The following is a 21,881-nucleotide window of genomic DNA, read 5'->3' on the forward strand; positions in this document are numbered from 1 at the left end:
TCAGCAGTCGTCCTTGGGGATGAGCGCATCCGTCCCCGAACAGTGCGTCAATGGATGCAGGGCCCGTACTGTGGGTTCTGTCGCAGAGCTGGAGCTGGACGTCAGAAGGGGGCGCGCGAAGCCCATGAGCGGTGTCATGAAGCGTATGGGGATGATCTTCCGCGCGAAGGCGAACAAGGCCCTTGACCGGGCCGAGGACCCGCGCGAGACCCTCGATTACTCGTACCAGAAGCAGCTGGAGCTGCTCCAGAAGGTCCGCCGCGGCGTCGCCGACGTGGCCACCTCGCGCAAGCGCCTGGAACTCCAGCTCAACCAGCTGCAGTCGCAGTCCACCAAGCTGGAGGACCAGGGCCGCAAGGCGCTCGCGCTGGGCCGTGAGGACCTGGCCCGCGAGGCGCTGTCCCGCCGCGCCGCCCTCCAGCAGCAGGTGACGGACCTGGAGACGCAGCACGCGACCCTGCAGGGCGAGGAGGAGAAGCTCACCCTTGCGGCCCAGCGCCTGCAGGCCAAGGTCGACGCCTTCCGCACCAAGAAGGAGACGATCAAGGCCACGTACACCGCGGCCCAGGCCCAGACCCGGATCGGCGAGGCGTTCTCCGGTATCTCGGAGGAGATGGGCGACGTCGGCCTGGCGATTCAGCGGGCGGAGGACAAGACGGCCCAGCTCCAGGCGCGGGCCGGTGCGATCGACGAACTTCTCGCCTCCGGCGCCCTCGACGACCAGTCGGGGATGCACAAGGACGACATCCAGGCCGAGCTGGACCGGCTCTCCGGTGGTACGGATGTAGAGCTGGAACTGCAGCGCATGAAGGCGGAGCTGGCCGGTGGCCCGTCGGGCGGCCAGCAGGCCATCGAGGGCGGCAACGGCCAGTCGCAGGCCCAGCAGCAGCCGCAGGACACCCCGCGCTTCGACAAGCAGTAGCCGACGTCCGGGGCTCACGCCTAGGAGGGCGAGATGGGCGACATGATCGTCCGGATCATGGGTGAAGGGCAGGTGAAGCTGTCCGACAGCCACCTGCCCGAGCTGAACAAGCTCGACGACGAGCTCCTGGTGGAGATGGAGAACGGCGACGGTCCCGGCTTCCGCCGCACCCTCGCCGGACTCCTGTCCAAGGTCCGCGAACTCGGCGAGCCCCTGCCCGACGACTCCCTGGAACCGTCCGAACTGATCCTTCCGTCGCCGGACGCGACGCTGGAGGAGGTCCGGGAGCTGCTGAGCGACGACGGCTTGATCCCGGGTTGAGCTGGGGTGCCTCTCGACGCCGGTCCGTAATAACCAGCCCGTCCGGCGCGGGGGTCTGGGGGCGGCGACCCTCAGGCGACGCGCACTGCAACGCCGGGCACACACCACAAGGAACCTCCAGTTGGCCCCCGTTCCAAGCCCCGCAGGGATACGCGTACGGCGGCATCTCAAGGCGCACCCCATGGCGCTGGACGCCGCGTTGGCGGTGGGCGTACTGGCCTGCATGGTGGCCGGCTCGTTCGTGGACCCGCACGAGAAGACCGGGGTGACCTGGGGCCTGCGCACCCCGGACGCGCTCAGCCTCCTGCTCATCACCCTCGGCGCCGCAGCCCTCGTCTTCCGCCGCCGTGCCCCCATGACGGTGCTCGTCCTCACCGGCACCTTCTCCCTCGTCGAGTCCGTCAGCGGCGACCCCCGCGCCCCCGTCGCGATGTCCGCGGTCATCGCCCTCTACACCGTCGCCTCGACCACCGACCGCACCACCACCTGGCGCGTGGGCCTGCTCACCATGACCGCCCTGACCGGTTCCGCCATGCTCGCCGGCCCCCTGCCCTGGTACGCCCAGGAGAACCTGGGCATCTTCGCCTGGACCGGCATCGGCGCCACCGCGGGCGACGCGGTCCGCAGCCGCCGTGCCTTCGTCGCCGCCATCCGCGAGCGCGCCGAACGAGCGGAGCGCACCCGCGAGGAGGAGGCCCGCCGCCGCGTCGCCGAGGAGCGCCTGCGTATCGCCCGGGACCTGCACGACGTCGTCGCCCACCACATCGCCCTCGTCAATGTGCAGGCCGGCGTCGCCGCCCACGTCATGGACAAGCGGCCCGACCAGGCCAAGGAAGCCCTCGCGCACGTACGCGAAGCCAGCCGCTCGGCGCTCAACGAACTCCGTGCCACCGTCGGCCTGCTGAGACAGTCCGGCGACCCCGAGGCCCCCACCGAACCGGCCCCCGGCCTCGCCCGCCTCGACGAACTCGCGGGCACCTTCCGCAGCGCGGGCCTCCAGGTGGAGGTCGCCCGCGCCGACCAGGGCAGCACACTCCCCGCCGCCGTCGACCTGGCCGCCTACCGCGTCATCCAGGAGGCCCTCACCAACGTGCAGAAGCACGCGGGCCCGGACGCCAAGGCCGAGGTCAGCGTCGTCACGGTGGGCCCGAACATCGAGATCACCGTCCTCGACGACGGCGCCGGCGAGGACGACACCTCCGACGGCGGCGGCCACGGCCTGCTCGGCATGCGCGAACGCGTCACCGCCCTGCGCGGCACCCTCACCACCGGCCCCCGTTACGGAGGCGGTTTCCGCGTCCATGCGATCCTGCCGCTCAAGAGCCGCACCCGCGCCGCGGAAGACGCCGTATGACCACCGAAGCGGCAGACGCCGTATGACCACCGCAGACGCGGTACGCCACACGACAGACGAGGACCCCGCATGACCATCCGCGTCCTGCTCGCCGACGACCAGGCACTCCTGCGCAGCGCCTTCCGGGTGCTGGTCGACTCCGAGCCCGACATGGAGGTCGTGGGGGAGGCCTCCGACGGGGCGGAGGCGGTGCGGCTGGCCAAGGAGGAGCGGGCGGACGTCGTGCTGATGGACATCCGGATGCCCGGCACCGACGGTCTCGCCGCCACCCGCATGATCAGCGCCGACCCGACCCTCGCCCATGTCCGCGTGGTCATCCTCACCACCTTCGAGGTCGACGACTACGTCGTGCAGTCGCTGCGCGCCGGCGCCTCCGGTTTCCTCGGCAAGGGCTCCGAACCCGACGAGCTGCTCAGTGCCATCCGCGTCGCGGCCGGCGGCGAGGCCCTGCTGTCCCCGACCGCCACCAAGGGCCTGATCGCCCGCTTCCTCGCCCAGGGCGACGGCGCGGACGACCGTGACCCCGCCCGTGCCGAGCGGCTCGACGCGCTCACCGTCCGGGAGCGCGAGGTCCTGGTCCAGGTCGCCGGCGGACACTCCAACGACGAGATCGCCGAACGCCTCGAGGTCAGCCCGCTGACCGTGAAGACGCACGTCAACCGGGCCATGTCCAAGCTCGGCGCCCGCGACCGGGCCCAGCTGGTGGTGATCGCGTACGAGTCCGGGCTGGTACGTCCAAGGGTGGAGTGAGCTCGATCCTGCGTACTGCGGCCGGAGTATGCGGCGTATAAGGAAATGGACCTGGGGCCTACGAAACCGGGCTCCCCGATGGCTCAGGGTGTAAGGGCGGGCGCTCACATGTGCGGCGTGCTGTGTGTGACACAGCCGCCCTGCCACGTCCGCTGACCACTTCTGCCGCTCACAGAAGAGAGACCCTGACCCATGTCCTGGCTGTCGAGATTCAGCCTTGCCCAACGTGCCCTGATCGGCCTGATGTCGATCATCGCGATCGCCTTCGGCGCCATCGCGATACCCCAGCTCAAGCAGCAACTGCTGCCCTCCATCGAACTGCCCATGGTGTCCGTGCTGGCGCCGTACCAGGGCGCGTCACCGGACGTGGTCGAGAAGCAGGTCGTCGAGCCCATCGAGGACAGCCTCGAAGCCGTCGACGGCATCACCGGCGTGACCTCCACCGCCAGCGAGGGCAACGCCTTGATCATGGCGTCCTTCGCCTACGGCCCCGACACCAAGCAGCTCGTCGCCGACGTCCAGCAGGCCGTCAACCGGGCCCGCGTCCAGCTGCCGGACGACGTGGACCCGCAGGTCATCGCCGGTTCCACGGACGACATCCCGACCGTCGTCCTCGCCGTCACCTCCGGCCAGGACCAGCAGTCCCTGGCCGACCAGCTCGACCGGACCGTCGTCGCGGACCTGAAGGACATCGACGGCGTCGGCCAGGTCACCGTGGACGGCGTACGGGACCTCCAGGTCACCGTCACGCCGGACGACGCGAAGCTCGCGAAGGCGGGGCTCACTTCGGCCGCCCTCTCGCAGGCCCTGCAGGCGGGCGGCGCCACCGTCCCGGCGGGCTCCTTCGACGAGGGCGGCGACAACCGTACGGTCCAGGTGGGCGGCGGCTTCACCTCGATCCAGCAGATCGAGGACCTCATGGTCACCGGCGAGGGTGCTTCCGCCGCCGGGAAGAAGCCGGTCCGCCTCGGTGACGTGGCCGACGTCAAGCAGGAGCAGGCCCCGGCCGACTCCATCACCCGCACCGACGGCAAGCCGTCCCTCGCGGTCGCGGTCACCATGGACCGCGACGGCAGCGCGGTCGCGATCTCGGACGCGGTGCGCGACAAGCTCCCGGAGCTGCGGGGGGACCTCGGCTCGGACGCCACGCTCACCGTGGTCAGCGACCAGGGCCCGGCCGTGAAGAAGTCCATCGACGGCCTGACCACCGAGGGCGCGCTCGGCCTGCTCTTCGCGGTCCTCATCATCCTGGTCTTCCTCGCGTCGATCCGCTCGACGCTGGTGACCGCGGTCTCCATTCCGCTGTCGGTCGTCCTCGCCCTGATCGTGCTGTGGACGCGCGACCTGTCGCTGAACATGCTGACGCTGGGCGCGCTGACCATCGCCATCGGCCGTGTCGTCGACGACTCGATCGTGGTCCTGGAGAACATCAAGCGGCACCTCGGCTACGGCGAGGAGCGCGAGGAGGCCATCCTCAAGGCGGTCCGCGAGGTCGCCGGAGCGGTCACCTCCTCCACCCTCACCACGGTCGCCGTCTTCCTGCCGATCGGCCTGGTCGGCGGCATGGTGGGCGAGCTGTTCGGCTCGTTCAGCCTGACCGTGACGGCCGCGCTGCTGGCGTCGCTGCTGGTCTCGCTGACGGTCGTACCGGTCCTGTCGTACTGGTTCCTGCGCGCTCCGAAGGGCACCCCGGCGGACGCCGACGAGGCCCGCCGCAAGGCCGAGGAGAAGGAGGCGAAGAGCAGGCTCCAGCGCTTCTACGTCCCCGTCCTGCGGTTCGCGACCCGCCGTCGGCTGACCAGTGTGCTGCTCGCGATCGTCATCCTCGTCGGCACGTTCGGCATGGCGCCGCTGCTGAAGACGAACTTCTTCGACCAGGGCGAGCAGGAAGTCCTCACCGTCAAGCAGGAGTTGAAGCCGGGCACCAGCCTGGCGGCGACCGACGAGCAGGCGAAGAAGGTCGAGAAGCTGCTCGCCGGCACCAAGGGCGTCAAGGACTACCAGGTCACGATCGGCTCGTCCGGCTTCATGGCGGCCTTCGGCGGCGGCACCGACACCAACCAGGCGTCGTACCAGGTGATGCTGGAGGACTCGGCGTCGTACGACGAGGTGCAGGACCGCATCGAGGCGGGCCTGCAGAAGCTCGACGGCATCGGCACGACCACCATCGCGGCCGGTGACGGCTTCGGCGCCCAGGACCTGAGCGTCGTCGTGAAGGCGGCCGACGGGGACGTCCTGCGCAAGGCGGCCGAGCAGGTCCGGGAGGCGGTGGCCGGCCTGGACGACGTCACGGACGTCACCAGCGACCTCTCGCAGAGCGTGCCGCGCATCTCGGTCAAGGCGGGCGACAAGGCGGCCGCGGCCGGCTTCAACGACCAGACGCTCGGCATGGCTGTCGCCCAGGCGGTCCGCGGCAACACGGCGGCCCAGGCGACCCTCGACGACACCGAGCGGGACGTCGTCATCAAGTCGGCGAAGCCCGCGAAGACGCTGAAGCAGCTTCAGGACCTGCGCCTGGGCCCGGTGAAGCTGGGCGACATCGCGGACGTGAAGCTGGTGGACGGCCCGGTCTCGATGACCCGCATCGACGGCCAGCGCGCCGCCACGATCAGCGCCAAGCCGACCGGCGACAACACCGGCGCGGTGAGCGCGGACCTCCAGTCCAAGATCAATGGACTGACCCTCCCGGCGGGCGCCACGGCCGAGATCGGCGGCGTCTCCCAGGACCAGGACGAGGCGTTCGCCAACCTGGGCCTGGCGATGCTCGCGGCGATCGCGATCGTCTTCATGCTGCTGGTGGCGACCTTCCGCTCGCTGGCCCAGCCGCTGATCCTGCTCGTGTCGATCCCGTTCGCGGCGACCGGCGCGATCGGCCTCCTGGTGGCGACCGGCACCCCGATGGGCGTCCCCGCGATGATCGGCATGCTGATGCTGATCGGCATCGTGGTGACGAACGCCATCGTGCTGATCGACCTCATCAACCAGTACCGCAGGCAGGGTTACGGCGTCGTGGAAGCGGTCATCGAGGGCGGCCGCCACCGGCTGCGCCCGATCCTCATGACGGCCCTGGCGACGATCTTCGCGCTGCTCCCCATGGCGCTGGGCGTCACCGGCGAGGGCGGCTTCATCGCCCAGCCGCTGGCCGTGGTCGTCATCGGCGGCCTGATCACCTCGACCATGCTGACCCTGCTCATCGTCCCGACGCTCTACACGATGCTGGAGCTCCGCAAGGAGCGCCGGGCGAAGAAGCGGGCGGCGAAGAAGGCCAAGAAGGCCGGGACGCCCGCTCAGCCGGCGGAATCGGGGGAGCCCGAACCCGCGGGAGTGTGACGGCCCTCGCCGTCCAGGACGACGAAGGACCCCTGCACGGCGGCCGGGTCCCCGATCCACCAGGGTCGGGGACCCGGCCGCCGCCGTACCCGGGGTTACGTATTCTGTGGCCTCGAACTGCTCTGCGGCGGAAGGGGATTCGCGCGTGCCGCTGCACAGGGACGACCCGAAGTCGGTCGGCGGCTACAAGCTGGTCGACCGGCTCGGGGCCGGAGGCATGGGGATCGTCTACCTGGGCAGGGCACGCTCGGGCCGCGAGGTCGCTGTCAAGGTGGTGCACGCCCAGTACGCCGAGGACAAGGTCTTCCGCGCCCGCTTCCGCCACGAGATCGAGTCCGTCCGCAAGGTGAGCGGCGCCTTCACCGCGCCGGTCGTGGACGCCGACGCCGAGGCGGTACGGCCCTGGATGGCCACCCAGTACGTGCCCGGCCGCTCCCTCGCCGACCGGATCCGCGAGCAGGGCGCGCTGCGCGGCGCCGAACTGCGGCAGGTGGCCCTGGGGTTGGTGGAGGCCCTGCGGGAGATCCACCGGGCCGGGGTGGTGCACCGGGACCTCAAGCCGGCCAACGTCCTGATGGCCGAGGACGGTCCCCGCGTCATCGACTTCGGCATCTCCCGCGCCGCCGAGAACCACAACACCCTCACCGAGACCGGCCAGATGATCGGCACCCCGCCCTTCATGTCACCGGAACAGCTCACCGACGCCCGCAACGTCGGCCCCGCCTCGGACGTCTTCTCGCTCGGCGCGCTGCTGGTGTTCTGCGTCACGGGCCGGGGCCCCTTCGACGCCGACAGCCCCTATCTGACCGCTTACCGGGTGGTCCACGACGAGCCCGTGCTGGAGGGCGTGGCGCGCCCGCTGCGCAGCGTCCTGGAGCGCTGCCTGGCCAAGGAGGCCAAGGACCGGCCCGGGCTCGACGAACTGGCCCACGAGTTCGCGGCTGTCCTGCCCGAGCCCGCGGAGGGCGACCCGCCCACGACGACCCTGCGTCCGGGCCCGCCGCGGGCCGGCGCGGAGGCCGACCCGGGGATCGCCGCCGACCGCACCGCCTCCGCCGGCCGCCGCAGCCGTACGCGTCCGTTGTGGGCCGCGGTCGGCACGGTCGGCGTGCTCGGCCTGGGGCTCCTGGGCTATATGCGGTACGGGCCGGGTTTCGCGGACGACCCCTCGCCGGCGAGCCCCGCCCCGGCCGCCGCGTCCGCCGCGTCCCGCTGGGCCGCCCTCCCGGCCGGCTGGAAGCCGTGGCAGACGGGGGTGACCGTAACCGCCGCGAGCGGGGTGACGAAGGCGCCGGACGTGAACGGTGCGGACGTGGCGCCGCACTGCGCGGTGGACCAGGGCTCCGTCTACTGCGGCGGCAACGCACTCCTCCCGGCACGGATCGACGGTGCCACCGGCAGGACCCTCTGGCGCGCCGGCATCGCGCCGGCCGGCATCCCCGCCGACTGGTACACCTCGACGGTCGTCGGCGTCGACGGCGATGTGGTGCTCGTCCACCTGCTCGTCAACAACGCGTCCGGCTTCACCCAGGAGCAGACCCTCGTCGCCCTCGACCGCGACAGCGGCGAAGAACTCTGGTCCCGGAAGGTGTACAACGGCAGCCCGGGGTCGATCGACGTCGCCGGACTGGCCCTCATGCAGGAGGCCGACGGTCGGACGGTGACCGCCCGCTCGGCGGCCGACGGCAAGGAGCGCTGGAAGATACCCCTGCCGGCGAAGCACTTCTGCACCCTGATCGACAGGGAGGGCCGTCCGTACGTCGAGTGCGTCACCGACTCGGCGGACGACGACACGCAGTTCATCGTGATCGACCCCTCCGACGGCTCCGTGCGGCGCCTGGCCACCCCCGCGGACAGCGGCAGCTTCGTCGGCGCCCTCGACGGGAAGCTGCTGTTCGTGGAGTCGGACGCGGAGGCGGACGTGGTCGCGGCCGGCCGAGACCTGACGTACACCCGTATCGTGCGCGTCGACCCCGAGAGCGGGGAGCGCGAGGTGACAGAACTGCCCCAGCGGTACCGGGGGACCGTGGCCCTGGCGCGCGGCACGCTGTACTTCTCCAACTCCACCGGCCGGGTGACCGCCGCCTCGCCGCTGACGGGAGCCAAGGTGTGGGAGTCCCGCACCACCGTGGAATCGCCCGGCCAGGTCTCGGTGGACGCCAGCGGGCGCACCGCGTACGTGGCCAGTGGGAGCGGACGGGTGGCGGCCCTGGACGCGGCGCGGGGCACCCTGCTGTGGGAGTCCTCCACCCGCGCCGAGGTCCTGGCCGGCGGGATCACGCCCGTCGTGCTGTTCGACAAGGGTGCCCTGGTGGTGGCGACCGCCGACGGCACGATCTTCACCCTCGACCCGGCCCACCCCGACCGGACACCGGTCTCGGCGGGGTGAGCGCGGGCCGCGGTGGACGGGCTACGGCAGCGCCAGCATCCGCTCCAGCGCCAGCTTCGCGAACGCCTCGGTCTCCTTGTCGACCTCGATGCGGTTGACCAGGTTGCCCTCGGCCAGCGACTCCAGGGTCCACACCAGGTGGGGCAGGTCGATGCGGTTCATGGTCGAGCAGAAGCAGACCGTCTTGTCGAGGAAGACGATCTCCTTGCCCTCCGGCGCGAAACGGTTCGCCAGGCGGCGTACGAGATTCAGCTCGGTCCCGATGGCCCACTTGGAGCCGGCCGGGGCGGCCTCCAGGGCCTTGATGATGTACTCGGTCGAACCGACGTAGTCCGCCGCGGCCACGACCTCGTGCTTGCACTCGGGGTGGACCAGGACGTTCACGCCCGGGATGCGCTCGCGCACGTCGTTCACCGAATCGAGGCTGAAGCGGCCGTGCACCGAGCAGTGGCCGCGCCACAGGATCATCTTCGCGGCCCGCAGCTCGTCGGCCGTCAGCCCGCCGTTCGGCTTGTGCGGGTTGTAGACGACGCAGTCCTCCAGGGACATGCCCATGTCCCGGACCGCGGTGTTGCGCCCGAGGTGCTGGTCGGGCAGGAACAGCACCTTTGTCAAATGGGGCTCCCCCTGCTCGAAGGCCCAGTCCAGGGCCCGCTTGGCGTTGGAGGAGGTGCAGATCGTGCCGCCGTGCTTGCCCGTGAACGCCTTGATGTCCGCGGACGAGTTCATGTACGACACCGGCACGACCTGCTCGGCTATCCCGGCCTCGGTCAGCACGTCCCAGCACTCGGCGACCTGCTCGGCCGTCGCCATGTCGGCCATCGAGCAGCCGGCGGCGAGGTCGGGCAGGACGACCTTCTGGTCGTCGGACGTCAGGATGTCCGCCGACTCCGCCATGAAGTGCACACCGCAGAAGACGATGTACTCGGCCTCCGGGCGCGCGGCCGCGTCCCGGGCCAGCTTGAAGGAGTCGCCGGTCACGTCCGCGAACTGGATGACCTCGTCGCGCTGGTAGTGGTGGCCGAGCACGAAGACCTTGTTCCCGAGCTTCTCCTTGGCCGCGCGGACGCGCTCGACCAGGTCCGGGTCGGACGGCGAGGGCAGGTCGCCGGGACACTCGACGCCGCGCTCGCTCCTGGGGTCGGCCTCACGGCCGAGGAGCAGCAGGGCGAGGGGCGTCGGCTGTACGTCGAGCTCCTGGGTCTGGGCGGTGGTCACGACACGCACCCTTTCTGTTCTACGGCTCGCCGGGACCGGAGAATCCGGACCCGGCGGGTCAAGCGGGACACCTTCAACGACTTCTCGTCGATTTGACGCTATCTATCATAACCGGTTCACGTCAGTTTGACGACGGCCATCGCGTCGATGTGACGTGAATCCCGGCGAGGGGTCCGCGTATTCCCGAATGAGGCGTTTTCCGCTTCGCGCACCGTGTGCGAGCATGAAGAAGGACCGAAAGACAAGCGCCCGGCCCGGAATGAATCCGCGGCCCCGCCGGTTGCAACCGTCGGCAAGCAGTCTCCGTACAACCCGGGAGAGATGTAGATGTCCGTATCGGACGAGACCAGCACCGTCACCGACGGCATCGTCCTGACCGACGCCGCCGCGTCCAAGGTCAAGGCCCTGCTCGACCAGGAAGGCCGTGACGACCTGGCCCTGCGCGTGGCTGTCCAGCCCGGCGGCTGCTCCGGCCTGCGCTACCAGCTCTTCTTCGACGAGCGTTCCCTCGACGGCGACGTGGTCAAGGACTTCGGCGGTGTGAAGGTCGTCACCGACCGCATGAGCGCCCCCTACCTGGGCGGCGCCACCGTCGACTTCGTGGACACCATCGAGAAGCAGGGCTTCACGATCGACAACCCGAACGCGACGGGCTCCTGCGCCTGCGGCGACTCCTTCAGCTGAGCCCGGCTGAGACAGCCCGGCAAAGACGCAGGAAGGCGGCGACCCCCTCCGACGGGGCCGCCGCCTTCCCGTGTCCGCGGGCCCTTACCGGGCCCCGGACGTCTCCGGCGCGTCCGGAAGCCGCGTCCCGGGCTTCTCCAGCGGGATCGCCTGCCCGTCCGAGCCCACGACCTTGCGGTCACCGAGCGGCTCGTCCAGCTGCACGGTCTTGTGGAACACCTTGGCGATCAGGATGCAGACCTTGTCCGGCTGAGAGGTCGCGGTCACCTGGATCGTCACCTGCTCCTCGCTCTCGCTCGCCGTCACCTTGTACTCGGCGCACACGCCGCCCGTGAAGGCCACGGTCAGTTCCCTGCCGTCGGCGGTATAGCCATCCACCGCCACGTTCTGCGTGACCGGCGCCGACGTCGGCTCGTCCTTCGGCTCGGTCGGCCGCGGGGTCGGCTGCGCGGTCGGCTCCTCGGGCGGCGTGGCCGAGGCCAGGAACTTCGGGTCGACGGCCGGATACGTCACCGTGAAGCTGTCCTGCGCACCCGGCGCCCGCACCTGGAACAGCCAGGACGGCACCAGCGTCTGCCGCGTGTCCACGTAGTGCGAGGCCAGCCCGAACACCGCCTTCTCGACCGTGACGGTGTCCTTCGCCGGCGCACCCGTCGAGGCCTCCGTCCCGCAGGGCGCCTCGAGGCGGTCCTTCAGCGGTACGGGGCTGGCGCAGCCGCCTATGCCCATACGGTGGTCGGTCCCCGGCGCCGCGTTCATCAGCCCGAGCGTCTTCTCGGCATCCAGCACGGGGTACGTGTCCCCCTTCACCGGCGCCTTCAACTGGCCGCTTCCGCCGACCACCTCACCCTGGGGGCTCACGGTGACCCCGGTCGTCCAGCCGTACGTGGGCAGCCCGCCGACCAGGGGGCTGGCGTTCACGACCCGCTGGGCGCCCATGAGCTGACTCGCGTCGAGCTTCGCGTCGTCCTGACCCACCGCCTTGAGAATCGGCGCGGCTGCCTTCTTCGCGGCGGCCTCGCTCACCGGGTCGGCGGCCGGATCGGGGGCGTCCTTGCTGCAGACGGTGGTGCTCTCGCAGTTGTCGGTGCCGGGCGCATACCGGTAGAAGGTCCAGGTCCCCGGCGCCTGCTTGTTCACCTGCAGACTGGGCCCCGCCCCGTCCTGCGCCCCGACCTTCCAGGTCTGCCCCTGCACCACCGGCTTCCCGTCCACCCCGAGCGCCTCGGCCAGCCGGGCCACCTCGCCCGCGCCGACCTCACCCCGGGCCCGGTACACCGGCGCCGAGTCGGGCCCGTCCGCCAGCTCACCGCCGGCCTTGTAGGTGACGCCGTACGGGTTGGGCTCCCCGGGCGCGACGCCGCTGGGGCCGCCCTCGGTGTAGCCGTCGAGGTGGAGCGGCGGGGGCGTGTCACCGCCGGACGCCCCCGAGGCCGTACCTCCGTCCGACCCTCCGGACGCATTCGCGGCGAGGTAGGCTCCGCCGCCCCCGACGAGCAGTACGGCGGCAGCGACGGAGGCGATGACAGCGGGGGACCGGCGCCGGGCGCCGTCGTGGGCGCCATCGTGCCGGTGGCCGTCGTCATGCCGGTGGTCCGCGGCGGGAGCCGCGGGGGCCGGGGCCGAGACCGCCGAGGCCTCCTGCGAGGCGTCCTCGCCCTCGGGGACGGCCTCCGCGGCACCCTCCTGTTCCGATACGCCCTTCCCTGCCGGGGCCTCCGATGTCTCCGCGGCCTCCGGTGCCGCTCCGGCCTCGGAGGCTTCGGCCTCTGTGGCCTCGGTGGCTTCTGCGCCCCTTACGGCCTCGTCGGCCTCGCCGCCCCCGGCGCCAAGAGCTCCGCCCGCCGCCTCACCCTCGGCTCCGAGCCCCTCGGCACCGACGGCTTCCTTCTCCACCCGTGCCTCCTCCGCGTCCTGGCCGGAGGCGCCCGCGTCGTCGTTGTCGGGTCGCTCGGTGTTCACCGCATCGCTCCTTCGGCTGCGCACATGTCCCTTGACCCTGACCCGGCCCTGTCAAAAGGCCGGCTACCGGGTCGTATCCCGCATCCCCTTTACGGGGGACGCCGATGGGACGCAGCGGGGGAGCGCACGGTTCCCTGAAACGCGCCGATTCGGCCGCCGGAGTTCGATCGGTCGACGTGCCCGATCAGTCGCCGTAGTCCGACATCGCGTCCAGCAGTCGCGCCGACTTCGGCGGCACGGTCACGCCATGGATGAGTGACGGGGAGACCGGACGGGAAAGGACACGGTCGGGAGCGGTCCAGTGGGGAGCCATCCGCGCGCAGTCACCGGGCAGCGACGCCAGGTCGCCCTCCAGGTCGATCGGAGCGGGGGCGTGGACCTCGGATTTCGTCATAGCGGCACCGTATGCACGCCGGAGCCCGCGAAGAAAGATCTACTATCAGGTAGTTTTGGCCACTTCAGAGTCCTGGTCACGCACGGTAGCGTGGACTGTCAACCCAACCTCCCCGCAGGAGACTCCACGCCGTGCGCATCGCAGTCACCGGCTCCATCGCCACCGACCACCTCATGACCTTCCCCGGCCGTTTCGCCGACCAGTTCGTCGCGGACCAGCTGCACACGGTCTCGCTCTCCTTCCTGGTCGACAACCTGGACGTACGCCGGGGCGGCGTAGGCGCCAACATCGCCTTCGGCATGGGACAGCTGGGCACGAAGCCGATCCTGGTCGGCGCCGCGGGCTCCGACTTCGACGAGTACCGGGCCTGGCTGGACCGGCACGGCGTCGACACCGGCTCGGTCCGTATCTCCGAGACCCTGCACACCGCCCGCTTCGTCTGCACCACCGACGCCGACCACAACCAGATCGGCTCCTTCTACACCGGGGCGATGAGCGAGGCCCGCCTGATCGAGCTGAAGACCGTCGCGGACCGCGTCGACGGCCTCGACCTGGTCCTCATCGGCGCCGACGACCCCGAGGCGATGCTCCGCCACACGGAGGAGTGCCGCTCCCGCGCCATCCCCTTCGCCGCGGACTTCTCCCAGCAGATCGCCCGCATGAACGGCGACGAGATCCGGATACTGCTGGACGGAGCGACGTACCTCTTCTCGAACGAGTACGAGAAGGGGCTCATCGAGTCCAAGACCGGCTGGACGGACGAGGAGATCCTGTCCAAGGTCGGCCACCGCGTCACGACCCTCGGCTCGCGGGGCGTACGGATCGAGCGCGACGGGGAGGACCCGATCGAGGTCGGCTGCCCCGAGGAGGAGCGCAAGGCCGACCCCACGGGTGTCGGCGACGCCTTCCGCGCGGGGTTCCTGTCGGGACTGGCGTGGGGTGTGTCCCTGGAGCGGGCCGCGCAGGTCGGCTGCATGCTGGCGACGCTCGTCATCGAGACCGTCGGCACGCAGGAGTATCAGCTGCGGCGGGCTCACTTCATGGAGCGGTTCAGCAAGGCGTACGGGGATGAGGCTGCGGCGGAGGTTCAGGGGCATCTGGGCTGATTCGCCGACTGAGGGTGCGTGGGGGCTGGTCGCGCGCACGCGGCGGTAGCCGCATATCGACACAGTCCCGCGCCCCCTGAGGGTTCTCAACTCGTCCGGCGGATCAAGTACGCCGTTCCTTGGTCTGCCGGCTCCTCGCCCACGTACTCCTGCCCCCGCATCTCGCACCACGCCGGGATGTCCAGGCGGGCCGCCTCGTCGTCCGACAGGACGCGGATCATGCCGCCCACGGGCACGCTCCCGATGACCTTCGCCAGTTCGATGACCGGGATCGGGCACCGCTTGCCGAGGGAGTCCACGACCAGGACCTCCTCCTCCTGTACGACCGCCTCGCCGGTCGGTGCGCCCAGCTTCTCCCGCACCGCGGCGACGGTCCCCGGAAGCACCTCCAAGAACCGTTCGACGTCCTCCTCCGCCGTCCCGAACGGCAGGGACACGCGCACGTTCCCCTCGCTCAGCACCCCCATCGCCTTCAGCACATGGCTGGGCGTCAGCGTGCTGCTCGTGCAGGACGAACCGGAGGAAACCGAGAACCCGGCACGGTCCAGCTCGTGCAGCAGTGCCTCCCCGTCGACATAGAGACAGGAGAAGGTGACGACGCCGGGCAACCGCCGCACCGGATCGCCGACCACCTCCACATCCGGCACCAGCCGCGGCACCCGCGCCCGGATCCGCTCCGTCAGCTCGCGCAGCCGTGCCGCCTCTTGGGCCGCCTCCGCCTGCACGGCACGCAGCGAGGCCGCCGCGGCGACGATCGCCGGGATGTTCTCGAACCCGGCCGCCCGCCCCGACTCCCGCTCGTCCACGGGCCCTTGCGCGGCGAACCGCACCCCTTTCCGTACGACGAGCAGCCCGACCCCTGACGGCCCACCCCACTTATGGGCACTCCCGGTCACCACCGACCAGTCGCCCTCGACCCGCCCCCACCCGAGCGACTGCGCCGCATCCACCAGCAACGGCACCCCGGCCTCCCGGCACACACCGGCCACTTCCGCCACCGGCTGCTCGGTCCCCACCTCGTGGTTGGCCGACTGAAGACACGCGAGCGCGGTGTCCGGGCGAAGGGCGGCGACGTACGCTGCCGTGGTCACCATGCCCTGACGATCCACGGCGACTTGCGTGACCGTCCCGCCGTCGGCCTCGTGCGCATCGGCCATATGGAGCACGGACGAGTGCTCGACGGACGACACGATCAGGTGACGTCCCACCCGTCGCCGCCCCGCCAACACCCCCGCCATCCCGGAGTGCACGGCGCGCGTGCCGGACGGCGTGAAGACGAGCTCGTCCGGTCGGCAGCCCACGGCCTCGGCAGCCGCTTCCCGAGCCGCATCCAGCAACAATCGGGCCCGCCGCCCCTCCCGATAGAGCCGGGCAGGATCAGCCCATCCCTCATCAAGCGAGGCCTGGAGAGCCTGCCGAGCAACAGGATGAAGAGGAGCACTGGAAGCAGCATCAAAGTAGCCCACACAGCAACGCTAAACGTCCGGTGACTGCAACGTCCCTCAGGGGCGCGGGGCCGTGACATTGCGGCTCCGCCGCGGGGCGCGACCACCCACAAACCACCCGCAGCCGCCAATCAAGCGAACCCCCCACTCCAGTAGGCCCCCCTCCCCGCGAACCCTCGAAGAGCGTCGGCTAGGGTTTGGTCCGCATAAACATCCAAACCCCTGCCCGACGCAGGGCGGCGACCGACCAGCGAGAAGGCCAGGCCGCAGCCGATCCGCGCGGGCGAGACTCTCGGGAAGGCGCTACGTGAGTCCCAACGGCTCCGACCGCTCGCCGCGGCGCCCGATGCGGCGGAAGCTGCTGCAGGCAATGACTGCGGGCCTGGTCCTGGCGACAGCCACCGGTTGCTCGTACAACTGGGAAGACTTCCCCCGCCTTGGTATGCCCACCCCGACCACGGAAGAGGCTCCGCGGATCCTCTCCCTCTGGCAGGGCTCCTGGGCTGCCGCGCTGGCCACCGGCGTGCTGGTGTGGGGCCTGATCCTGTGGAGCACCATCTTCCACCGGCGCAGCCGCACCAAGGTCGAGGTTCCTCCGCAGACCCGGTACAACATGCCGATCGAGGCGCTGTACACGGTGGTCCCGCTCATCATCGTCTCGGTGCTGTTCTACTTCACGGCCCGCGACGAGTCGAAGCTCCTAGAGCTCAAGGACAAGCCCGACGTCACCGTCAACGTCGTCGGCTACCAGTGGAGCTGGGCCTTCAACTACGTCGAGCCCGTCGAGGGTTCCACCGGTGACGCGAAGACCGACAAGAACCTGGCTGCGATTCCGGACCGGTTCAAGGAGGACTTCCCGGCGAACGCCGGCGGAGTCTACGACGCCGGCACCCCCGGCACCCGGAACCCGCAGACGGGCAACCCGGGCCCGACCCTGTGGCTTCCCAAGGGCAAGACGGTCCGCTTCGTCCTCACCTCGCGTGACGTCATCCACTCCTTCTGGGTGGTGCCGTTCCTGATGAAGCAGGACGTCATCCCGGGCCACACCAACGCCTTCGAGGTGACCCCCAACAAGGAGGGCACCTTCCTGGGCAAGTGCGCCGAGCTGTGCGGCGTCGACCACTCCCGGATGCTGTTCAACGTGAAGGTCGTCTCCCCCGAGCGCTACGAGCAGCACCTCAAGGACCTCGCCAAGAAGGGGCAGACCGGTTACGTTCCCGCCGGCATCGCGCAGACGAGCCACGAGAAGAACCGGGAGACGACAAACCTGTGAGCATCCTCAACGAACCCCAGGGTGCCGCGGCAGCTGAACCCTCGTACGAGGACGAGCTGCCGGTCAGGCGCAAGCAGCCCGGCAACGTCGTGGTCAAGTGGCTCACCACCACCGACCACAAGACGATCGGAACGCTGTACCTCGTCACGTCGTTCGCGTTCTTCGTGATCGGCGGCGTGATGGCGCTGCTCATGCGCGCCGAGCTGGCCCGTCCGGGACTGCAGTTCATGTCGAACGAGCAGTTCAACCAGGCGTTCACGATGCACGGCACGATCATGCTGCTGATGTTCGCGACGCCGCTGTTCGCCGGCTTCGTGAACTGGATCATGCCGCTGCAGATCGGCGCGCCGGACGTGGCGTTCCCCCGGCTGAACATGTTCGCCTACTGGCTGTACCTGTTCGGCTCGCTCATCGCTGGTTCGCCTACAGCCCGCTCTCGGACGCGGTCCGCAGCCCGGGCATCGGCGCCGACATGTGGATCATGGGTCTGGCCTTCTCCGGCTTCGGCACCATCCTCGGCTCGGTCAACTTCATCACCACGATCATCTGCATGCGCGCCCCCGGCATGACCATGTTCCGCATGCCGATCTTCGTGTGGAACGCGCTGCTGACCGCGGTGCTGGTCCTGCTCGCCTTCCCGGTCCTCGCGGCCGCGCTGTTCGCGCTGGAGGCGGACCGCAAGTTCGGCTCGCACATCTTCGACGCGTCCAACGGCGGCGCGCTGCTGTGGCAGCACCTGTTCTGGTTCTTCGGGCATCCCGAGGTGTACATCATCGCGCTGCCCTTCTTCGGCATCATCAGCGAGATCATCCCGGTCTTCTCCCGCAAGCCGATGTTCGGCTACATGGGTCTGATCGCGGCGACCATCGCGATCGCGGGTCTGTCCGTGACGGTGTGGGCGCACCACATGTACGTCACCGGCGGTGTGCTGCTGCCGTTCTTCTCCTTCATGACGTTCCTCATCGCCGTCCCCACCGGCGTGAAGTTCTTCAACTGGATCGGCACCATGTGGAAGGGCTCTTTGTCCTTCGAGACGCCGATGCTGTGGGCGACCGGCTTCCTCATCACCTTCACCTTCGGTGGTCTGACCGGCGTCATCCTGGCCTCGCCGCCGCTGGACTTCCACGTCTCCGACTCGTACTTCGTGGTGGCGCACTTCCACTACGTCGTCTTCGGTACCGTCGTCTTCGCGATGTTCGCCGGCTTCCACTTCTGGTGGCCGAAGTTCACCGGCAAGATGCTCGACGAGCGACTCGGCAAGATGACCTTCTGGACGCTGTTCATCGGCTTCCACGGCACCTTCCTGGTCCAGCACTGGCTGGGCGCCGAGGGTATGCCGCGTCGTTACGCCGACTACCTCGCGGCCGACGGCTTCACTGCCCTGAACACGATCTCGACGATCAGCTCGTTCGTGCTCGGCGCGTCGCTGCTGCCCTTCTTCTACAACGTGTGGAAGACGGCCAAGTACGGCAAGCCGGTCGGCGTCGACGACCCGTGGGGCTACGGCCGCTCGCTGGAGTGGGCGACGTCCTGCCCGCCGCCGCGGCACAACTTCCTCACTCTGCCGCGGATCCGTTCCGAATCCCCGGCGTTCGATCTGCACCACCCTGAGATCGCCGCGCTCGACGAGCTCGAGAACGCGCCTCACGGTGAGAAGGCTCTGGCTGGTGGCAAGGAGGCCGGCAAGTGAAGACTCAGGGCACGATGTTCGCTTGGCTGAGCGTCTTCATCCTCGCCATGGCGGTCGTCTACGGCGTCTGGTCGAAGGAGCCGGCCGGTACCACGGCCCTCTTCCTGGCCTTCGCTCTGTGCATCATGATCGGCTTCTACCTGGGCTTCACCGCCCGGCGGGTCGACGCGGGTGCACAGGACAACAAGGAGGCGGACGTCGCGGACGACGCCGGCGAGGTCGGGTTCTTCAGCCCGCACAGCTGGCAGCCGCTCTCCCTCGCGATCGGTGGCGCGCTCGCCTTCCTGTCGATCGCGATCGGCTGGTGGCTGATGTACTTCTCGGCGCCGCTGGTCCTGATCGGCATCTGGGGCTGGGTCTTCGAGTACTACCGCGGTGAGAACCGCACCCAGTAACACGAGCTGAGCTCATCAGGAACCCGGACACTCCGTCAGGAGCGTCCGGGTTCCTGCTTTTGCAGCAATCGACATCACCCGTACGCGCTACCCGGCGCGCCGGGGGTGACATGGCTTCTTAGCGTGGGGCCATGAGCCAAATACCGCGTACGAGCACCCTCATAGGCTGCTCGCTCCTGCTGATCGCGATAGGCGCGAGCGCCGCCGGCTGCAGCAGCGACGGCAACCCGCTCTCCGCCGAGCCGTACGACGCGGCCGACCAGATAGCCTTCAACGGCCCCACGGGCGACGGCAGGAAGGCCGACCCCGACAAGCCCCTGGAGATCACTGCGGAGGACTCCGACGGCCGCATCACGGACGTCACCGCCAGGGACGCCGCAGGACGCTACGTCGCGGGCGAACTCTCCGCCGACGGCACCCGCTGGCACAGCACCTCCCCGCTGGCCGCCAACGCCCGCTACACAGTGCGGGTGAGCACCGAGGACGAGGACGGCGCCCCCGGCCGCAAGGTCCTCACCTTCGACACCAGCAGGCCGACCACCAAGAAGCACCTGACGGTGGAGTTCGGCCCCAAGGCGGGCACCTACGGCGTGGGACAGCCCGTCACGGCCGCACTGGACCAGCCCGTCAAGGACAAGAAGCAGCGGCAGATAGTCGAGCGGGCCCTGAAGGTCGACTCCATGCCCGCCGTGGAGGGCACCTGGCACTGGGTGGACGACAAGGAACTCCATTACCGTCCCAAGGAGTACTGGCCCACCAACGCCACCGTCCGGGCCCGCAGCAACCTCGAAGGCATCAAGATCAGCGACCGTCTCTGGGGCGGCAAGGCCAAGCCCCTGACCCTCACCATCGGCGACCAGGTCATCGCCGTCACGGATGCCGCGTCCCACCAGCTGACGCTCTACCGCAACGGCGAGGAGGTCAGGTCGATACCGGTCACGACCGGCAAGCCCGGCTTCGAGACCCGCAACGGCGTCAAGGTCGTCCTGGGCAAGGAGTACTTCGTACGTATGCGCGGCACCAGCATCGGCATAGCGGAGGGCTCCGCCGAGTCGTACGACCTACCGGTCTACTACGCCACCCGCGTGACCTGGAGCGGCGAGTACGTCCACGCCGCCCCCTGGTCGGTCGGCTCCCAGGGCTACGCCAACGTCAGCCACGGCTGCACCGGCATGAGCACCGCCAACGCCCAGTGGTTCTTCGACAACGTCCGCGAGGGCGACATCGTCAAGGTCATCAACTCGTACGGCAACACCATGGAACCGTTCGGCAACGGCTTCGGCGACTGGAACCTGCCCTGGAAGAAATGGCGGGGCGGCAGCGCGTTGGTGGGCGGCACCCCTGATGGCCCAAGCCCGTCGGAGCGGGCGAGGTTGAGGCCCCAGAGCGTGTGAGAGGGGCCGCCCCCGAGCTCCTAGGCGCTCTGAAGCCTCTGCGTCCGCAACAGAGATGCCAACGCCGCCGCGAACTCCACCGGCTCCACAGGCAACGTCACCGCCGCCTCGGCCCGACTCCACGTCGCCAGCCACGCATCCTGCGGCCGCCCGATCAGCAGCAGCACCGGCGGGGCGTTGAACACCTCGTCCTTGATCTGCCGGCAGACCCCCATGCCCCCCATGGGCACGGCCTCCCCGTCCAGCACGCAGACGTCGATGCCGCCCTTGTCCAGCTCGCGCAGCACCGCTGCCGGAGTCGCACACTCCACGAACTCCACTACAGGCACGTCCGGAGCGGGCCGGCGCCCGGTAGCCAGCCTCACCTGCTCGCGGGTGTTGGAGTCGTCGCTGTAGACCAGCACCGTGGCGGTCGGCTGCATTGTTCCTCCGTGACGTCGGCGTCGTAAGGACAGGGCCCGTTGGGCCGGATGCTACTCCCTTGAAGACCACGTCAACACCGGTATGAACGGGGAAGACACTCCGAACGGCACCCCCCGGAGTGAGGGCGGGATAAGCGACCGACATAATGTCGGTCGTGGCGACAGCAACGACAGTAGACAAGGGTCACGCGCACCCGTCGGTCAATCGACCGAACCTCACCAGCGTCGGAACCATCATCTGGTTGAGTTCCGAGCTGATGTTCTTCGCGGCCCTCTTCGCGATGTACTTCACCCTGCGATCGGTGACGGGTCCCGAGTTCTGGAAGGAGAAGGCCGACTTCCTGAACTTCCCGTTCTCGGCGACCAACACCACGATCCTGGTGCTCTCCTCCCTCACCTGCCAGCTCGGCGTCTTCGCCGCCGAGCGCGGTGACGTCAAGAAGCTCCGGGGCTGGTTCATCGTCACCTTCGTCATGGGTGCGATCTTCATCGGCGGTCAGGTGTACGAGTACACCGAGCTGGTCAAGCACGAGGGCCTCTCGCTCTCGTCCGACCCGTACGGCTCGGTCTTCTACCTGACCACCGGCTTCCACGGCCTGCACGTGACGGGCGGTCTCATCGCCTTCCTGCTGGTCCTCGGCCGCACGTACGCGGCGAAGAGGTTCACGCACGAGCAGGCGACCGCCGCGATCGTCGTGTCCTACTACTGGCACTTCGTCGATGTCGTCTGGATCGGCCTCTTCGCCACGATCTACATGATCAAGTAGCCGGGCCCGATCCCGCGCGCGTTCCACAAACGCACATACCGCAAGCATCGACGCAGAAGATCCTG

Annotated in this window: 17 protein-coding genes and 1 pseudogene; 13 read left to right on the forward strand and 5 right to left on the reverse strand. The window is 69.5% G+C overall.

Going from position 1 to position 21,881, the window contains the following annotated elements; genetic code table 11:
* Positions 1-145 precede the first annotated feature (145 nt).
* The 6 genes from ADL12_RS15645 (at position 146) to ADL12_RS15670 (ending at position 9,066) form a co-directional block, all read left to right on the forward strand.
* Entirely contained in the window at positions 146-922 is a 777-nt protein-coding gene (locus ADL12_RS15645; RefSeq protein ID WP_079052063.1) for a PspA/IM30 family protein, read from the forward strand.
* A gap of 42 nt (positions 923-964) precedes the next feature.
* Positions 965-1,243 carry a PspA-associated protein PspAA gene (pspAA, locus tag ADL12_RS15650; RefSeq protein ID WP_062702938.1) on the forward strand — a complete coding sequence of 93 codons (279 nt, stop codon included), beginning with the start codon at positions 965-967 and terminating at the stop codon, positions 1,241-1,243.
* Positions 1,244-1,391: 148 nt separating this feature from the next.
* The gene (locus ADL12_RS15655; RefSeq protein WP_425265103.1) at positions 1,392-2,597 is read left to right on the forward strand and encodes a sensor histidine kinase; all 1,206 of its coding nucleotides are present in this window, start codon (positions 1,392-1,394) and stop codon (positions 2,595-2,597) included.
* A 69-nt stretch (positions 2,598-2,666) separates the two neighbouring features.
* Positions 2,667-3,347, forward strand: coding sequence for a response regulator (locus ADL12_RS15660; protein ID WP_062702774.1), 681 nt, complete (start codon positions 2,667-2,669; stop codon positions 3,345-3,347).
* 192 nt (positions 3,348-3,539) lie between these two features.
* Complete coding sequence (locus ADL12_RS15665; RefSeq protein ID WP_062702776.1) at positions 3,540-6,677, forward strand: efflux RND transporter permease subunit; 3,138 nt, start codon at positions 3,540-3,542, stop codon at positions 6,675-6,677.
* A 145-nt stretch (positions 6,678-6,822) separates the two neighbouring features.
* On the forward strand, positions 6,823-9,066 hold the full coding sequence (locus tag ADL12_RS15670; RefSeq protein ID WP_062702778.1) for a serine/threonine-protein kinase: 2,244 nt from the start codon (positions 6,823-6,825) through the stop codon (positions 9,064-9,066).
* A gap of 21 nt (positions 9,067-9,087) precedes the next feature.
* Here the strand turns inward: ADL12_RS15670 and nadA are convergent, their stop codons facing one another.
* Complete coding sequence (gene nadA, locus ADL12_RS15675; protein ID WP_062702940.1) at positions 9,088-10,284, reverse strand: quinolinate synthase NadA; 1,197 nt, start codon at positions 10,282-10,284, stop codon at positions 9,088-9,090.
* A 327-nt stretch (positions 10,285-10,611) separates the two neighbouring features.
* Here nadA and erpA point away from each other — a divergent pair, with 327 nt between their 5' ends.
* Complete coding sequence (gene erpA, locus ADL12_RS15680; protein ID WP_062702780.1) at positions 10,612-10,968, forward strand: iron-sulfur cluster insertion protein ErpA; 357 nt, start codon at positions 10,612-10,614, stop codon at positions 10,966-10,968.
* Between the two features lie 84 nt (positions 10,969-11,052).
* Here erpA and ADL12_RS15685 read toward each other — a convergent pair whose 3' ends face one another.
* Positions 11,053-12,930: a hypothetical protein gene (locus ADL12_RS15685; protein ID WP_062702783.1), complete on the reverse strand. Its 1,878-nt coding sequence runs from the start codon at positions 12,928-12,930 to the stop codon at positions 11,053-11,055.
* Positions 12,931-13,114: 184 nt separating this feature from the next.
* Positions 13,115-13,324, reverse strand: a complete 210-nt coding sequence (locus ADL12_RS15690; protein WP_062702785.1) for a hypothetical protein — start codon at positions 13,322-13,324, stop codon at positions 13,115-13,117.
* Positions 13,325-13,455: 131 nt separating this feature from the next.
* Here ADL12_RS15690 and ADL12_RS15695 point away from each other — a divergent pair, with 131 nt between their 5' ends.
* A complete protein-coding gene (locus tag ADL12_RS15695; RefSeq protein WP_062702787.1) occupies positions 13,456-14,430 on the forward strand; it encodes a carbohydrate kinase family protein in 975 nt (324 codons plus the stop codon).
* An 86-nt stretch (positions 14,431-14,516) separates the two neighbouring features.
* Here the strand turns inward: ADL12_RS15695 and ADL12_RS15700 are convergent, their stop codons facing one another.
* On the reverse strand, positions 14,517-15,896 hold the full coding sequence (locus ADL12_RS15700; protein ID WP_079052065.1) for a cysteine desulfurase/sulfurtransferase TusA family protein: 1,380 nt from the start codon (positions 15,894-15,896) through the stop codon (positions 14,517-14,519).
* Between the two features lie 286 nt (positions 15,897-16,182).
* Between ADL12_RS15700 and ctaC the strand changes: the two genes are divergently transcribed.
* The 4 genes and pseudogenes from ctaC (at position 16,183) to ADL12_RS15720 (ending at position 20,627) form a co-directional block, all read left to right on the forward strand.
* Positions 16,183-17,148 carry an aa3-type cytochrome oxidase subunit II gene (gene ctaC / locus ADL12_RS15705; protein WP_062702791.1) on the forward strand — a complete coding sequence of 322 codons (966 nt, stop codon included), beginning with the start codon at positions 16,183-16,185 and terminating at the stop codon, positions 17,146-17,148.
* Positions 17,145-18,838, forward strand: a pseudogene (ctaD, locus tag ADL12_RS15710) (aa3-type cytochrome oxidase subunit I). Before ctaC ends, ctaD begins: the two are co-directional and overlap by 4 nt.
* Positions 18,835-19,233 (forward strand): cytochrome c oxidase subunit 4, encoded by a 399-nt coding sequence (locus ADL12_RS15715; RefSeq protein ID WP_062702793.1) that lies wholly within the window; start codon positions 18,835-18,837, stop codon positions 19,231-19,233. The pseudogene ctaD and the gene ADL12_RS15715 overlap by 4 nt, the downstream one beginning before the upstream one ends.
* Before the next feature lie 131 nt (positions 19,234-19,364).
* Positions 19,365-20,627 carry a L,D-transpeptidase gene (locus ADL12_RS15720; RefSeq protein ID WP_062702795.1) on the forward strand — a complete coding sequence of 421 codons (1,263 nt, stop codon included), beginning with the start codon at positions 19,365-19,367 and terminating at the stop codon, positions 20,625-20,627.
* Between the two features lie 20 nt (positions 20,628-20,647).
* Here the strand turns inward: ADL12_RS15720 and ADL12_RS15725 are convergent, their stop codons facing one another.
* Positions 20,648-21,049, reverse strand: coding sequence for a response regulator (locus ADL12_RS15725; RefSeq protein ID WP_062702797.1), 402 nt, complete (start codon positions 21,047-21,049; stop codon positions 20,648-20,650).
* Between the two features lie 146 nt (positions 21,050-21,195).
* Here ADL12_RS15725 and ctaE point away from each other — a divergent pair, with 146 nt between their 5' ends.
* The gene (ctaE, locus tag ADL12_RS15730; protein ID WP_062702799.1) at positions 21,196-21,816 is read left to right on the forward strand and encodes an aa3-type cytochrome oxidase subunit III; all 621 of its coding nucleotides are present in this window, start codon (positions 21,196-21,198) and stop codon (positions 21,814-21,816) included.
* Positions 21,817-21,881: the final 65 nt, after the last annotated feature.

Origin of the sequence: Streptomyces regalis (assembly GCF_001509475.1) — a bacterium.
Classification (GTDB): Bacteria; Actinomycetota; Actinomycetes; order Streptomycetales; family Streptomycetaceae; genus Streptomyces; species Streptomyces regalis.

Coding starts and splice junctions, on each gene's coding strand:
- ADL12_RS15645 (WP_079052063.1), top strand. CDS start 146: ATGGGGATGATCTTCCGCGCGAAGGCGAACAAGGCCCTTGACCGGGCC.
- pspAA (WP_062702938.1), top strand. CDS start 965: ATGATCGTCCGGATCATGGGTGAAGGGCAGGTGAAGCTGTCCGACAGC.
- ADL12_RS15660 (WP_062702774.1), top strand. CDS start 2,667: ATGACCATCCGCGTCCTGCTCGCCGACGACCAGGCACTCCTGCGCAGC.
- ADL12_RS15665 (WP_062702776.1), top strand. CDS start 3,540: ATGTCCTGGCTGTCGAGATTCAGCCTTGCCCAACGTGCCCTGATCGGC.
- erpA (WP_062702780.1), top strand. CDS start 10,612: ATGTCCGTATCGGACGAGACCAGCACCGTCACCGACGGCATCGTCCTG.
- ADL12_RS15690 (WP_062702785.1), bottom strand. CDS start 13,324: ATGACGAAATCCGAGGTCCACGCCCCCGCTCCGATCGACCTGGAGGGC.
- ADL12_RS15720 (WP_062702795.1), top strand. CDS start 19,365: ATGAGCCAAATACCGCGTACGAGCACCCTCATAGGCTGCTCGCTCCTG.
- ADL12_RS15725 (WP_062702797.1), bottom strand. CDS start 21,049: ATGCAGCCGACCGCCACGGTGCTGGTCTACAGCGACGACTCCAACACC.
- ctaE (WP_062702799.1), top strand. CDS start 21,196: ATGTCGGTCGTGGCGACAGCAACGACAGTAGACAAGGGTCACGCGCAC.